Annotated in this window: 13 protein-coding genes; 6 read left to right on the top strand and 7 right to left on the bottom strand. The window is 67.7% G+C overall.

What is annotated here, in order from left to right; genetic code table 11:
* Positions 1 to 176 precede the first annotated feature (176 nt).
* Positions 177 to 1,145 carry a tripartite tricarboxylate transporter substrate-binding protein gene (locus AB4Z46_RS04620; RefSeq protein ID WP_442282532.1) on the top strand — a complete coding sequence of 323 codons (969 nt, stop codon included), beginning with the start codon at positions 177 to 179 and terminating at the stop codon, positions 1,143 to 1,145.
* Here AB4Z46_RS04620 and AB4Z46_RS04615 read toward each other — a convergent pair whose 3' ends face one another.
* The 5 genes from AB4Z46_RS04615 to AB4Z46_RS04595 are packed head-to-tail and all read right to left on the bottom strand — an operon-like array spanning position 1,146 to position 6,109.
* Complete coding sequence (locus tag AB4Z46_RS04615) at positions 1,146 to 2,021, bottom strand: endonuclease/exonuclease/phosphatase family protein (RefSeq protein WP_442282307.1); 876 nt, start codon at positions 2,019 to 2,021, stop codon at positions 1,146 to 1,148.
* Positions 2,018 to 2,857 carry a carbohydrate ABC transporter permease gene (locus tag AB4Z46_RS04610; RefSeq protein ID WP_442282306.1) on the bottom strand — a complete coding sequence of 280 codons (840 nt, stop codon included), beginning with the start codon at positions 2,855 to 2,857 and terminating at the stop codon, positions 2,018 to 2,020. Before AB4Z46_RS04610 ends, AB4Z46_RS04615 begins: the two co-directional genes overlap by 4 nt.
* A complete protein-coding gene (locus tag AB4Z46_RS04605; RefSeq protein WP_442282305.1) occupies positions 2,854 to 3,744 on the bottom strand; it encodes a carbohydrate ABC transporter permease in 891 nt (296 codons plus the stop codon). Before AB4Z46_RS04605 ends, AB4Z46_RS04610 begins: the two co-directional genes overlap by 4 nt.
* 20 nt (positions 3,745 to 3,764) lie before the next feature.
* Positions 3,765 to 5,066 carry an ABC transporter substrate-binding protein gene (locus AB4Z46_RS04600; RefSeq protein WP_442282304.1) on the bottom strand — a complete coding sequence of 434 codons (1,302 nt, stop codon included), beginning with the start codon at positions 5,064 to 5,066 and terminating at the stop codon, positions 3,765 to 3,767.
* 26 nt (positions 5,067 to 5,092) lie between these two features.
* A complete protein-coding gene (locus tag AB4Z46_RS04595; protein WP_442282303.1) occupies positions 5,093 to 6,109 on the bottom strand; it encodes an ABC transporter ATP-binding protein in 1,017 nt (338 codons plus the stop codon).
* Positions 6,110 to 6,241: 132 nt separating this feature from the next.
* Here AB4Z46_RS04595 and phbB point away from each other — a divergent pair, with 132 nt between their 5' ends.
* The 3 genes from phbB to ybaL all read left to right on the top strand — a co-directional run bounded on the left by phbB (position 6,242) and on the right by ybaL (position 10,175).
* Positions 6,242 to 6,979, top strand: a complete 738-nt coding sequence (phbB, locus tag AB4Z46_RS04590; protein WP_442282302.1) for an acetoacetyl-CoA reductase — start codon at positions 6,242 to 6,244, stop codon at positions 6,977 to 6,979.
* 117 nt (positions 6,980 to 7,096) lie between these two features.
* Positions 7,097 to 8,446, top strand: a complete 1,350-nt coding sequence (locus AB4Z46_RS04585) for a dicarboxylate/amino acid:cation symporter (protein ID WP_442282301.1) — start codon at positions 7,097 to 7,099, stop codon at positions 8,444 to 8,446.
* Between the two features lie 37 nt (positions 8,447 to 8,483).
* On the top strand, positions 8,484 to 10,175 hold the full coding sequence (gene ybaL, locus AB4Z46_RS04580) for a YbaL family putative K(+) efflux transporter (protein ID WP_442282300.1): 1,692 nt from the start codon (positions 8,484 to 8,486) through the stop codon (positions 10,173 to 10,175).
* Positions 10,176 to 10,181: 6 nt separating this feature from the next.
* On the opposite strand, the gene AB4Z46_RS04575 is transcribed toward ybaL, so the two are convergent.
* The gene (locus AB4Z46_RS04575) at positions 10,182 to 10,586 is read right to left on the bottom strand and encodes a hypothetical protein (protein ID WP_442282299.1); all 405 of its coding nucleotides are present in this window, start codon (positions 10,584 to 10,586) and stop codon (positions 10,182 to 10,184) included.
* Between the two features lie 234 nt (positions 10,587 to 10,820).
* Here AB4Z46_RS04575 and AB4Z46_RS04570 point away from each other — a divergent pair, with 234 nt between their 5' ends.
* Together AB4Z46_RS04570 and AB4Z46_RS04565 are read left to right on the top strand one after the other, a co-directional pair.
* Complete coding sequence (locus AB4Z46_RS04570; RefSeq protein WP_442282298.1) at positions 10,821 to 11,039, top strand: hypothetical protein; 219 nt, start codon at positions 10,821 to 10,823, stop codon at positions 11,037 to 11,039.
* 10 nt (positions 11,040 to 11,049) lie between these two features.
* Positions 11,050 to 11,622 carry a hypothetical protein gene (locus tag AB4Z46_RS04565; RefSeq protein ID WP_442282297.1) on the top strand — a complete coding sequence of 191 codons (573 nt, stop codon included), beginning with the start codon at positions 11,050 to 11,052 and terminating at the stop codon, positions 11,620 to 11,622.
* On the opposite strand, the gene xylB is transcribed toward AB4Z46_RS04565, so the two are convergent.
* Positions 11,619 to 13,064, bottom strand: coding sequence for a xylulokinase (xylB, locus tag AB4Z46_RS04560; RefSeq protein WP_442282296.1), 1,446 nt, complete (start codon positions 13,062 to 13,064; stop codon positions 11,619 to 11,621). The two genes, AB4Z46_RS04565 and xylB, sit on opposite strands and share 4 nt — an antisense overlap.
* Between the last annotated feature and the right edge of the window lie 94 nt (positions 13,065 to 13,158).

The following is a 13,158-nucleotide window of genomic DNA, read 5'->3' as shown; positions in this document are numbered from 1 at the left end:
CCTTCGGCGTGAGGCAGGGCCGCGGGGCCGGGCACCCGGGCGGGGTTCGGCAAAACGGAAGGCCCGGTTGCGGAAATGCCGATTGCACGTCATCGCGCCAGCGATGACCATCCCTATGGACGGCTGCCGTTGCGGCCGCAAAGGGAGACAACGTGCAAAGCAATCTGAAGTCCTTGATCTGGGCCTCGCTGGCCACCGGGCTGCTCGGCCTCCAGGCGCCGGCCGCCGCGCAGGCGACATGGCCCGACAAGCCCGTGACCCTGGTCGTGCCCTATTCGGCCGGCGGCCCCACCGACGTGGTGGCGCGCATGCTGGCGATACCGATGGGCAAGTCGCTGGGCCAGACGGTCATCGTCGAGAACACCGTCGGCGCCGGCGGCACGATCGCCCCGGCGCGGGTCGCGCGGGCGGCGCCGACCGGCTACACCCTCCTGATCCACCACATGGGCATGGCGACCGCGCCGGCGCTCTACAAGAAGCTCCCCTACGACCCGCTGAAGGACTTCGAGTACGTGGGCCAGGTGCTGGATGTGCCGATGACGCTGCTGTCGCGCAAGGACTTCCCGGCCGGCAACTTCCAGGAAYTGCTGGCCTACGTGAAGGCGAACAAGGACAAGGTGTCGCTGGCCAATGCCGGGATCGGCGCGGTGTCGCAGCTGTGCGGACTGCTGCTCACGAGCCAGATCGGGGTCGAACTCACGTCCGTGCCGTACAAGGGTGCCGGCCCGGCGCTCAACGACCTGATGGGCGGCCAGGTCGACCTGCTGTGCGACCAGACCACGCAGACCGCGCCGGTCATCAAGGAAGGCAACCGGGTGAAGGTCTTCGGCGTCACCACGCCCAAGCGACTGTCCAGCATGCCGAACATCCCGACGCTCGACGAGCAGGGCCTGAAGGGCTTCGACGTGCGCGTGTGGCACGGCGTCTATGCGCCGAAGGGCACGCCGCCTGCGGTGATCGACAAGATCAATGCCGCGCTGCGCGTGGCGCTGCAGGACCCGGTGGTCAAGCAGCGCCTGGCCGATCTGAGCTCGGAGATCGTGCCGATGGACAAGGTCACGCCCGAGGCGCTGCGCAGCCATCTGACGGCCGAGGTCGCCAAATGGGGCAAGGTGATCCGTGCCGCCGGCATCCAGGGGGAGTGATCAGTCCCCGAGTTCGATCATGACCGGTTGATGGTCGGAGACCTGCGTCTGCAGGTCGACCTCGACCTTTCGCACTCGCGGCGCCAGCGAATCGCTCACGAAGACGAAGTCGCAGGCGATCGGGTCGGGCCCATAGGTGCGGTCGAACAGGCGGAAGGTCGGGTCGTGCGGCCGCTCGGGGTGGGCCAGCGGCCAGGCATCCTGCAGCCGTCTCGCGGGCGTCCCCCCGGCCGGCAGTGCCGGGTCGACGAAGGCCTGCACGATCTCGTCGTAGGCCGGGTCGCTCGCCGCCATGTTGAAGTCGCCGCACAGGATCGCCTGCGGCGTATGCGGCTTGGCCTGGAAGGGCGAGACTTCGCGCGGGTCGACCGGCGGCGCCGCGGCCTGCTCGCAGGCCTCCAGATGCAGGGCGCGCAAGGCCCGGGCCTGGGCCAGGCGCTGGCTCGGCGAGTAGTACTCGAGGTGGGTGGTCATGACGCGCAGCGAGCCCAACTCGGGGCTGGTCAGCGTGACCACGGTGCACATGCGCGGCATGCTGCTCACGGTCGGGTCGGCCGGCCAGGGCAGGGCGTGATGCTGGACGCGGGATACTGGCAGCCGGGTGGCGATCAGATTGCCGAAGCGCATCGGCCGGCCGTCGGCATCGAACTCGTCGACCGCGGCGCCGAAGAACAGCTGGAAGCCCGGCAGCAGGGCCTGCAGTTCGGCCGGTTGGTCGCCGGGCTGGCCCGGCATGCCTTCGAAGCCCGAGGCGATCTCCTGCAGGCAGAGCACGTCGAAGTCGGCCATCGCGCGCGCGCCGTCGATGATGCGCCGCGGACTGACGGCGCCGTCGAGGCCGCAGCACCACTGGGTGTTCCAGGTCACGAGTTTCATTTGATGCCGGCCCTCATGAAGCTCTGCACGAACTGACGCTGAAAGAGCAGGAAAGCGATCAGCAACGGCGCCGAGGTCATCAGGGTGGCGGCGGTGATCACCGACCAGTCGACCCCCTGGTCGACCGAGGAGAACACCTGCAGCCCGACCGTCAGCGGCCGCGCATTGACGCTGTTCGTGATGATCAGCGGCCAGAGGAAATTGTTCCAGTGAAAGCTTACCGACACCAGGGCGAATGCGGTGTAGACCGGGCGGGCCAGCGGCACGTAGACGCGCCACAGGATCTGCAGGGCGCTGGCGCCTTCGACCCGGGCGGCCTCGTCAAGCTCCTTGGGGATGCCCAGGAAGGTCTGGCGCAGCAGGAAGATCGCGAAGGCCGAGGCGAAGTAGGGCAGCCCGATGGCCAGCAAGGTGTCGACCAGGCCGAGCCGGGCCATGGTCTTGTAGTTCTCGACCAGGAGGATGTCCGGCATGATCATCAGCTGGACCAGCACCAGCGCGAAGGCGATGCCGCGGCCCCTGAATTCGTAGCGCGCGAAGGCATAGGCCGCCAGCGTGCCCAGCACGAGCTGCACCGCCAGCACCATGGTCACGAGCAGGGTGGTGTTGAGGAAGTAGCGCGCGAAGGGCGCCGCCTCCCAGGCGCGGCGGAAGTTGTCGAGCGTGAGCGGTGCCAGCAGCGCGAAGCGGGTCGAGTACTCGGCCGGATGGAAGGCGGTCCACACCGCATAAGCGAGTGGCAGGATCCACAGCAGCGCGAGCAGCCATGCGGCCAGCGTGTCGAGCAGCGTGGGCTCGTTGTAGGCGAGGCGCTGGGCCGGAGCGGCGGCGCTCATTTGTAGTGAACCTTCCTGTCGAGCACGAAGAACTGGAACAGCGCGATGCCCGCCAGCACCACCACCAGCACCACCGTGATCGCCGAGGCGTAGGCCGTGTCCCAGAAGCTGAATCCGACCTCGTAGAGGTGATAAAGCAGCAGGATCGAGGCGTTGTCCGGCCCCCCGCGCGTCAGCACGAACAGGTGGTCGACCATCCGGAAGGCATTGATGAAGGCGTTGACCAGCACGAACAGCGTGGTCGGCATCAAGAGCGGCCATTGCACCCGGCGGAAGAAGTACCAGCGCGAGGCGCCCTCGATCGCCGCGGCCTCGCGCAGGCTCGGGTTGAGCGTCTGCAGCGCCGCCAGGTAGAAGATCATGAAAAAGCCGGCTTCCTTCCAGATCGCGACCAGCGTCACCGCGCCCAGCGCGGTCGAGGGGCTGCCGAGCCAGTTGTGCGAGGGCAGGCCGAGCGCGCCCGTGATCTGCTCGAGCAGGCCGTATTGCGGCGTGTAGAAGAAGAGCCAGATATTGGCCACCGCGATCATCGGCAGCACGGTCGGCGTGAAATAGGCCATGCGCAGGAAGGCGCGGCCCGCGATGCGCTCATTGACCCACAGCGCCATCACCAGCGCCAGCGCGATCGACAGCGGAATCGTCGCGCCCGCGAACCAGAGGTTGTTGCGCACCGCCTTCCAGAACACCGGGTCGCTGGTCATCACCGCGTAGTTCTCGAGCCCGACCCAGACACCCGGGCGCTTGCCCTTGGGTGTCGAGAAGAAGCTGTCGACCAGCGTCGATACCGCCGGCCAGTGCGTGAACGCGACCAGCAGCAGCAGCGCCGGCAACAGCAGCAGCCACGCATGGACGGCGTTGCGCGAGGCGATGCTGCCGTGTTGCGTCATGGCGTGGCGGGCGCCCCGGTCTACTTGACCGAGCGCAGGATGCGGTCGGCTTCGCGCTGCGCGTCCTGCATCGCCTGCGCGGGCGTCTTGCTGCCGGTCAGCGCGGCCTGGAGGCCGTCGTTCAGGGCCTTGGTCACGCGCTGGTTGTCGTGGGTGGAGAACTCGGCGACAGACACCGGCAACTGGTCGCGCGCCACCAGCGCTGCGGGGAAGTCGCGGCCGTACTTGCGCAGCGTGTCGGTCTCGTAGGCGGCCGGGGAGACCGCGACGTAGCCGGTGTCCATGCTCCACTGCGCGGCGCGTTCGGGCTGGGTGATCCACTTGGCGAACTTGAACGCGGCGTCCTGCTGCGCCGGCGTCGACTTCTTGAAGATGTAGAAGTTGCCGCCGCCGGTGGGCGAGCCCTTGCGCTTGTTGCCGGGAATCATGCCGACGCCGAAGTCGAACTTGGCGTTGGCCTTGATGTTGGTCAGGTTGCCGGTGGTGGTGTAGATGATCGCGGCCTTCTTCTCGAAGAAGTCCTTCGGCGTCGTGCCCCACTCGACCACGCCCGGCGGGTGGATGCCGGCCTTGCCGAGGTCGACCCAGTACTGCAGCGCCTCGATCACCTTCGGGTCGTCGAGCTTGACCTGGGTGCCGGCCTCGTTGGCGAGGATCGCATCGTTCGGCGTGGTCAGGGTCTGGAACAGCCAGTAGGGGAAGCCGCTCGACGGGATCTGCACGCCCCACTGCGTGACCTTGCCGCTGGCGTCCTTCTTCGTGAGCTTGGCGGCTGCGTCCTTGAGTTCGGCCCAGGTCGTCGGCGGCTTGTTCGGGTCGAGGCCGGCTTCCTTGAACAGCTCCTTGTTCCAGTACATGACCACGGTCGAGCGCTGGAACGGGATGCCCCAGGTCTTGCCACCGGTCTGGCTGTTCATCATGAAGGCCTTGTAGAAGCCGGCGAGCCAGGCCTTGTCGTCGGCGGTCTTCACGAAATCGTCGAAGGGAACGATCGCGTCCTCGTCGATCAGCGTGAACATGTCGGTCGACAGCAGCACCGAGGTGACGGGCGGCGTGCCCGACTTGTGCGCGGTCAGCGCCTTGACGATGGTTTCCTGGTAGGTGCCGGCGTAGATCGGCGACACCTTCACGCCGGGGTTCTCCTTCATGAAGCCGGCCGCGAAGCCGTCGATCGTCTTCGCGATCGGGCCGCCCACGGCCACCGGGTAGTAGAACTGGAGCTCCACCGGCGCCTGCGCGTGAACGCTCGCGGTGCCGGCGAGCAGGCCGCTGGCGGCCATCAGGGGCAGGGCCAGTGTCTGAATGAAGGTCTTCCGTTGCATGGTGGTTCTTTCCTTTGGATGAAATCTCAATCGATGCGCTTGCCGCCGGCGTCGAAGCCGTGCGCGTCCTGCGGCGCCCAGCGCAGGCCGACCCGGTCGCCCGGGTCCGCCCGGTGCTGCCCGGTGGTGCGCACCAGCAGCGCCTGGCTTCCCACGGCGCAGCGCAGCACCAGGTCGGCGCCCAGATACTCCACGCTCTGCACCGTGGCCGGGATGCCTGCGGCATCGAGCGCGATGGCCTCGGGCCGGACGCCGAGCGTGGCGGCCCGCAGGCCGGTGGCGACGTCGCTGCCGGCGATGCGGCCGTCCTCCAGCGCCACCAGGTTCATCGGCGGCGTGCCGATGAAGCGGGCCGCGAAGGTGGTGGCCGGCCGCGCATAGAGCTCGCGCGGCATGCCCGATTGTTCGACCCGGCCCTGGTTCAGGAGCACCACCTGGTCGGCCATGCTCATCGCCTCGGTCTGGTCGTGCGTGACGTAAACCACCGTGAGGCCGAGCTGGCGCTGCAGGTCACGCAGCTCGCGGCGCATGTCCTGGCGCAATTGGGCGTCGAGGTTGGACAGCGGCTCGTCCATCAGGCAGACCTTGGCTTGCGCCACCAGCGCGCGGCCCAGGGCCACCCGCTGCTGCTGGCCGCCCGAAAGCTGCGAGGGCTTGCGCTCCAGCAGCGCCCCGAGGCCCAGCAGCGCCGCGGCCTCGCGCAGCCGGCGCGCGCTCTCCGCCGCCGGGGTCTTGCGCACCGAGAGGCCGAAGCTGATGTTGTCGGCCACGCTCAGGTGCGGGAACAGCGCATAGTTCTGGAACACCATCGCGATGCCGCGCTGGGCCGGCGGCAGCGCGGTGACGTCGCGGCCGTCGATCAGCACCTGGCCGGCGGTCGCGGTCTCGAGCCCGGCGACGATGCGCAGCGTGGTCGACTTGCCGCAGCCCGAAGGACCCAGCAGCACGCAGAACGAACCCGGCTCGATCTGCAGGTCCACCGCGTGCAGGGCAGTGCTTTCGCCCCATGACTTGGCGATCCGATTCAACGCGATGGAAGACATCGAACCAGTATATGGACGGCTTGTGACACCCGGTTGCAATCAAGGCTCAGTGTTTTCCTGATCGGGCCTTGGCTAGAAACTTCTATAAAGTGAACAATGCCTGTTCAGGCTCGCTTACATCAAGGAATCTTCATGAGCAAAAAAGTCGCATACGTCACCGGGGGCATGGGGGGCATCGGAACAGCCATCTGCCAGCGCCTGGCCAAGGACGGGTTCACCGTCATCGCCGGCTGCGGCCCCACCCGAGACCACGCCAAATGGCTGGCGGAGCAGAAGGCCGAGGGCTATGAGTTCCATGCCTCGGTCGGCAATGTCGGTGACTGGCAGTCCACCGTCGAGGCCTTCACCAAGGCCAAGGCGGAACACGGCAGCATCGACGTGCTGGTCAACAACGCGGGCATCACGCGCGATCGCATGTTCCTCAAGATGACGCCGGAGGACTGGAGCTCGGTGATCGAGACCAACCTCAACAGCATGTTCAACGTGACCAAGCAGGTCGTGGGCGACATGGTGGACAAGGGCTGGGGCCGGATCATCAACATCAGCTCCGTCAACGGCGCCAAGGGCCAGGCCGGCCAGACCAACTACTCGGCCGCCAAGGCCGGCATGCACGGCTTCACGATGGCGCTGGCGCAGGAGCTCGCCGCCAAGGGCGTGACCGTCAACACCGTGAGCCCGGGCTACATCGGCACCGACATGGTGAAGGCGATCCGCCAGGAAGTGCTCGACAAGATCGTCGCCACGATCCCGGTCAAGCGGCTGGGCGAGCCGAGCGAGATCGCGTCGATCATCGCCTGGCTGGCGACCGACGAAGGCGGCTATTCCACCGGGGCCGACTTTTCGGTCAATGGTGGGCTTCACATGCACTGAGGCGCCCACCCGGAAAAGCCCACGAAAAAACCCGCCACGGCGGGTTTTTTCATTTGCGCGGTGCCTTCGACGGCTTCTGTCTCCCATTCCAACGCAACACACCCAGGAGATCCCCGCATGACCCCCACATCGATGCCGGTCCCGCCGGCCAGGAAGCTTCCGATCTACCGCTCCCTCTACGCGCAGGTGATCACGGCCGTGATCATCGGCGTGCTGCTGGGGCATTTCTACCCGTCCGTCGGCGAAACCATGAAGCCGCTCGGCGAYGCCTTCATCAAGCTGATCAAGATGMTGATCGCGCCGATCATCTTCTGCACCGTGGTGGTCGGCATCGCGGGCATGGAGGACATGAAGAAGGTCGGCAAGACCGGCGGGCTGGCGCTGCTCTATTTCGAGGTGGTCAGCAGCATCGCGCTGGTGGTCGGGCTGGTGCTGGTCAACGTCTTCAAGCCCGGCGCCGGCATGAACATCGACCCGGCGTCGCTCGACACCCGGGCGCTGGCCGCGTATACGGGGCCGGGCAAGATGGAGGGGACGGTCGACTTCCTGATGCACGTCATCCCCAGCACGCTGGTCGATGCCTTCGCCAAGGGCGAGATCCTGCAGGTGCTGCTGATCGCGGTGCTGTTCGGCTTTGCGCTGCACCGCTTCGGGGGCCGCGGCACGCTGGTCTTCGACATCATCGAGAAGGGCTCGCACGTGCTGTTCGTGATCGTCAACTACATCATGAAGCTGGCGCCGATCGGCGCCTTCGGCGCGATGGCGTTCACGATCGGCAAGTACGGCATCGGCTCGCTGTTCCAGCTCGGCAAGCTCATGGGCACCTTCTACCTGACCTGCCTGCTGTTCATCTTCGTGGTGCTCGGCACCATCGCGCGGCTGCACGGCTTCAGCATCTGGAAATTCATCAAGTACATCAAGGAAGAGCTGCTGATCGTGCTGGGCACCTCGTCCTCCGAATCGGTGCTGCCGCGGATGATGGAGAAGATGGAAAACCTCGGCGCCAAGAAAACCGTGGTCGGCCTGGTGATCCCGACCGGCTACTCGTTCAATCTCGACGGCACCTCGATCTACTTGACGATGGCGGCCGTTTTCATCGCCCAGGCCACCAACACGCCCATGACGCTGGTGCAGCAGGTCACGCTGCTCGGCGTGTTGCTGCTGACATCGAAGGGTGCCGCCGGCGTCACCGGCAGCGGCTTCATCGTGCTGGCGGCCACGCTGTCGGCGGTGGGCCATGTGCCGGTGGCGGGGCTGGCGCTGATCCTCGGCATCGACCGCTTCATGTCCGAGGCCCGGGCGCTGACCAACCTGATCGGCAACGGCGTGGCCACCCTCGTGGTCGCCAAGTGGACCGACGAGCTCGACGAGGTGCGGCTCAAGGCCGGGCTCAACAACGAGACCTGGGTCGAGGCCCAGGAGCCCGAGGAACTGATCAACGCCCGTACCGAAAAGATGGCCACCTGAGCCTGGCGCTGGCGTCGTTCTTGCAGAATGCAAGGCGATGCCCCACAGCGTTTCACTGATCAATACCATCGCGGCCGGCCTCGGCCTCGCGCTGGTGCTCGGCTTCCTGGCGACGCGGCTGCGGCTGCCGGCGCTGGTCGGCTACCTGCTGGCGGGCGTGATCATCGGGCCGTTCACGCCGGGCTTTGTCGCCGATGCGGGCATCGCCGCGCAGCTGGCGGAGATCGGCGTGATGCTGCTGATGTTCGGGGTCGGCCTTCATTTCTCGCTGGACGACCTGCTCGCGGTGCGCAAGGTCGCGCTGCCCGGCGCGCTGGTCCAGATGGCGGTGGCGACACTGTTCGGTGCCGCGCTCGCGACCTGGTGGGGCTGGAGTCCGGGCGGTGCGCTGGTGTTCGGGCTGGCGCTGTCGGTGGCGAGCACGGTCGTGCTGCTGCGCGCGCTCGAAAACCTGGGCATCCTCGAATCGTTCACCGGACGCATCGCGATCGGCTGGCTGGTCGTGGAAGACCTGGCGATGGTGCTGGTCCTGGTGCTGCTGCCGCCGCTGGCCGGGGCGCTGGGCGGCGCCGCCGCGGCCGCCGCCGGCCCGCCGGTCTGGCAGACGCTGGGCCTCACGCTGCTGCAGGTCGGCGGCTTCGTGCTCCTGATGCTGGTGGTCGGACGGCGGGTCTTCCCGTGGATCCTGTGGCAGGTGGCGCGCACCAATTCGCGCGAGCTGTTCACGCTCTGCGTGGTGGCCGCGGCGGTCAGCATCGCCTTCGCCTCGGCGGCGCTGTTCGGCGTCTCGTTCGCACTCGGCGCCTTCTTCGCCGGCGTGGTGATGCGCGAGTCGGAGTTCAGCCACCGCGCGGCGCAGGAATCGCTGCCGTTGCGCGATGCCTTCGCCGTGCTGTTCTTCGTCTCGGTCGGCATGCTGTTCGACCCGTCCGTGCTGATCGATCGGCCGCTGCAGGTGCTGGCCGTGGTGCTCGTGATCGTGGTCGGCAAGTCGGTCGCTGCCTGTGCGCTGGTGTTGCTGTTGCGCTATCCGCTGGGCACCGCGCTCACGGTCAGCGCGAGCCTGGCCCAGATCGGCGAGTTCTCGTTCATCCTCGCGGCGCTGGGCGGTTCGCTCGGCTTGTTGCCGCCCGAAGGGCAGAGCCTGCTGCTGGCCGGCGCGCTGATCTCCATCGCCACCAATCCGCTGTGGTTCAGCCTGATCGAGCCGTTGCAGCAATGGCTGCACGCGCATTCATCCTTCGCGCGCCGACTGGCGTCGAGGGACGACCCGCTGGCCGAGCTGCCGATGCACACCGAGGCCAGGTACCTGTCCCGGCAAGTGGTGCTGGTCGGCTACGGCCGGGTCGGCCGGCGCATCGCCGCCGCGCTGTCGGCGCACGACATCCCCTTCGTGGTGGCGGAACAGAACCGCGCGATCGTGGAGAAGCTGCGCGCAGAGGGCATGGCCGCCGTGTGGGGAGACGCCGCCGATCCGTCGGTGCTGATCCAGGCCCACATCGCCCGCGCCCGCGTGCTGGTGATCGCCACTGCCGACGCGATGAACGTGCGGCAGATGATCGAGGCGGCGCGCACGCTGAACCCGGCGATCGAGACCGTGATCCGCAGCCACAACGAGGATGAAGCCCGCTTGCTCACGCAGCAGGATGCCGTCACGGTGTGTCTCGGCGAGCAGGAACTGGCGCAGGCGATGGCCCGCACGGTGCTGCTGCGGGCCGCCGACGCGTAGGGGCCCCTAGAGGTCCTCGATCACCAGCATGCGATAGCGCTGCGCGATCGAGAACGGCACGGTGCGCACCTGGTCCATCAGCCGGTTCGCGGCGGCCTCGTCCCTGGTCCTGACCAGCAGGGCGGTGTGTCCTTCGCGCGCCAGCTTGGTGTAGGCGCGGACCGTGGCGGCGTCGGTGCCGGCCGATGGCAAGGTGCTGTCCGTCTCGCGCACCGTGGGCGTGATCTGATCGAGCACCACCTCGGGCGGAATCAGATAGATCTCGTCGCCGCTGAAACCGTTGTCCAGCAGCCGGTGGCCCACGCCACTGGCGTCCTTGGCGTCGGGAAACATCACGAAGCTGTGGCCCGTCGGATAGAAGGCGCCGCCGACCGAAGCGGTCATGTGGGGGTCCAGGGTGAAATGCTTCATGGCTCCTCCGCGCAGTGGATTGGAACCTTGAGCTTAGGCCGATGCGGATACAAGAGTTGTAGGCAAATCTTGTTGGAATTTGTAAACAGGGCACTAATCCACGTTTGGCGCATTGAACGTTTGCGCTTTTAATTACGACTAGTCACATTTGCAACGATTCGTGAAATTGTGACTAGGTGTTGTAGTCGGGCCTGAATAGGATCGCTTCGTACCATTCGAAACCCTCCTAACTCCATGTCGCAATTGCGGAATATCGCGCTGACCGTGCAAGAACTCGAAGAGGGCGAGTTCTATTGGGTATTGCTGGAAGCTACCGACTACGTGATGGACGAAGTTCTTCCCTATCTGCCGATCGAGGCGGCGACCGATCCGCACTCGACCTATGCAAATGCCCTGGTGGCCGGCGTGGCGGCGATTCGGAAGCTGTTTGGCAAGGAAGGTCCGTTCGGATGAGCGCCTGACCATGCGGAAACTTGGCGCGGCGATTGCCGCCGGCGGCGTGGCGTTGGGGATCGTGGGCTGGTTCTACCGCCCCGCGACCGCGGCCGAATGGGCCGCCTGGGTGCAGGCCCTGGGCGTGCTCGCGGCCCTCTTCTGGGCGGTCCGGCTGCAGGTCGGGGCTTCCAGGCTGAGCCTCGACCAGGCCGGCCAGGTGGCGGCGATGTTCGCCACCAACATGCACTGGGTATTCCGCGAACTGAACGACGCCTGCGTCAAGCGCAGCTGGGCCGACTATGCCGTGCACCGGCGCATCCTCGACGAGATCCTGGCCCAGGGCCGCGAAGTGACGCTGCAACTGCTGGACGGCCGCTCGCTCGCCATGGTGACCAGCCTGCGGACGATCGCGGTCGAGGCGCTCGAAATCACGGAGGGCCACACCGATGCGGGCAACTGGCCGCGCCTGCAGCACTATTTCGATCGGCGGCTGCCGAGCATCGCGGCCTGGCTGTCGGCAACCGGGAATCCGCCGGAAAGCAGCGGGCCGACCGACTATGCGGGCCTGCGCACCTCCTATGGGCAGTTGGGTGAACGCTAGGGGAAGCAGGAATCCAACGCCTCATACAGCGCCTTGAAGCGGGTACGGCGGGTGGCGTCAACGCCCGCCGCAGGCTCGAAGCGCTGCAGCACGGCGGGAGCCGGGCAGACCACGGCTTCCGATCCGCCGTCCGCCAGCCAGGCGAGGCGGGCGGCGCCCACGGCACCCGCGGCCTCGCTGCCAGCGCAGACAGCCAGCGGCACGTCGAGGATGTCCGCCAGCAACTGGGCCCACCAGCGACTGCGTGCGCCGCCGCCGACCAGCAACAGGTCGCCCGAGGGCCTGGCGAGCGTGTCCAGCCCGTCGCGCAGCCCGAAGCTCACGCCTTCCACCACCGCGTAGGCGATCTCGGCCGGCCCGTGCGAATGCGTCAGGCCGAACAGCACGCCCTGCGCACCCGGGTCGTTGTGCGGCGAACGTTCGCCGGAGAGATAGGGCAGGAACAGCGGGGCTCGCTGGCGGCCTTTGGCGTCGAGGCTCGCCGCCGCGGCCAGCAGCGCGGCCTCGTTGCCGAGGCCGAAGCTGCGCGCGGCCCAGCTGACGGCGCTCGACGCCGACAGCATCACCGACATCTGGTGCCAGCGGCCCGGCAGCGCATGGCAGAAGGCGTGGACCGCCCGCCCGGGATCGGGCTCGAAGCGCTCGCCGCCGATGAAGATGACGCCCGAGGTGCCGAGCGACACGAAGCCCTGTCCGGCGCCGACCAGTCCCATCCCGACCGCGCTCGCCGCGTTGTCGCCGCCACCGCCGGCGATCGGAATGCCGGCCGCGAGGCCCCAGCGGGCCGCCAGTCCGGGGTTCAGGGCGCCCGCCGGTTCGCTGCCTTCGACCAGCCGCGGCATGTGGTCGCGCCTGAGCCCGCTCGCGGCCAGGAGCGCGTCGGACCAGTCGCGCGCCGCGACGTCGAGCCACAGGGTGCCCGAGGCGTCCGACATGTCGCTCGCCCGCGTGCCGCTCAGCCGGTAGCGCAGCCAGTCCTTCGGCAGCAGCACGCAGGCGGTGCGCGCGAAAAGCTCAGGCTCGTGCTCGCGCATCCACAGAAGCTTGGGCGCGGTAAAGCCCGGCATCGCGAGCGTGCCGGCGATCGCGCCGAGGTCAGGCACTTGCGCCATCAGCGCCTCGCACTGCGGCGCGCTGCGGCCGTCGTTCCAGAGGATCGCCGGTCGCAGCACCTCGCCGGCCGCGTCGATCGCGACTGCGCCGTGCATCTGGCCCGACAGTCCGATCGCCCGGACCTGGGCCAGCGCGTCGGCATGGCCCCGGCGCAGATCCGCGATGGCGGCTTCCAGCGCCTCCCACCATCGGGAAGGCGGCTGCTCGGACCACAGCGGCGCCGGCCGGTCCACTTCCAGGGGCGCACGGGCCAGCGCGACGATGCGATGGTTGCGGTCCAGCAGCAGCGCCTTCAGCTCCGAGGTCCCGAGATCGAGGCCGAGGTACATGCCGCGCTCGCTGGTCAGGCCGGCGCCGGGCCGCCCCAAGGCGGCCTGTGGCCCCCTCGAGGGGCAGCGAATACACGAAGTGACGGAGCGTGGG

This window comes from Variovorax sp. M-6, from assembly GCF_052114385.1.
GTDB lineage: Bacteria > Pseudomonadota > Gammaproteobacteria > Burkholderiales > Burkholderiaceae_C > Variovorax.
Note: the sequence above shows the minus strand (reverse complement) of the source record. Positions and strands in the feature narration are given on the sequence as shown.

Coding starts and splice junctions, on each gene's coding strand:
- AB4Z46_RS04575 (WP_442282299.1), bottom strand. CDS start 10,586: ATGAAGCATTTCACCCTGGACCCCCACATGACCGCTTCGGTCGGCGGC.
- xylB (WP_442282296.1), bottom strand. CDS start 13,064: ATGTACCTCGGCCTCGATCTCGGGACCTCGGAGCTGAAGGCGCTGCTG.
- AB4Z46_RS04600 (WP_442282304.1), bottom strand. CDS start 5,066: ATGCAACGGAAGACCTTCATTCAGACACTGGCCCTGCCCCTGATGGCC.
- AB4Z46_RS04565 (WP_442282297.1), top strand. CDS start 11,050: ATGCGGAAACTTGGCGCGGCGATTGCCGCCGGCGGCGTGGCGTTGGGG.
- phbB (WP_442282302.1), top strand. CDS start 6,242: ATGAGCAAAAAAGTCGCATACGTCACCGGGGGCATGGGGGGCATCGGA.
- AB4Z46_RS04595 (WP_442282303.1), bottom strand. CDS start 6,109: ATGTCTTCCATCGCGTTGAATCGGATCGCCAAGTCATGGGGCGAAAGC.
- AB4Z46_RS04570 (WP_442282298.1), top strand. CDS start 10,821: ATGTCGCAATTGCGGAATATCGCGCTGACCGTGCAAGAACTCGAAGAG.
- AB4Z46_RS04615 (WP_442282307.1), bottom strand. CDS start 2,021: ATGAAACTCGTGACCTGGAACACCCAGTGGTGCTGCGGCCTCGACGGC.
- AB4Z46_RS04605 (WP_442282305.1), bottom strand. CDS start 3,744: ATGACGCAACACGGCAGCATCGCCTCGCGCAACGCCGTCCATGCGTGG.
- ybaL (WP_442282300.1), top strand. CDS start 8,484: ATGCCCCACAGCGTTTCACTGATCAATACCATCGCGGCCGGCCTCGGC.
- AB4Z46_RS04610 (WP_442282306.1), bottom strand. CDS start 2,857: ATGAGCGCCGCCGCTCCGGCCCAGCGCCTCGCCTACAACGAGCCCACG.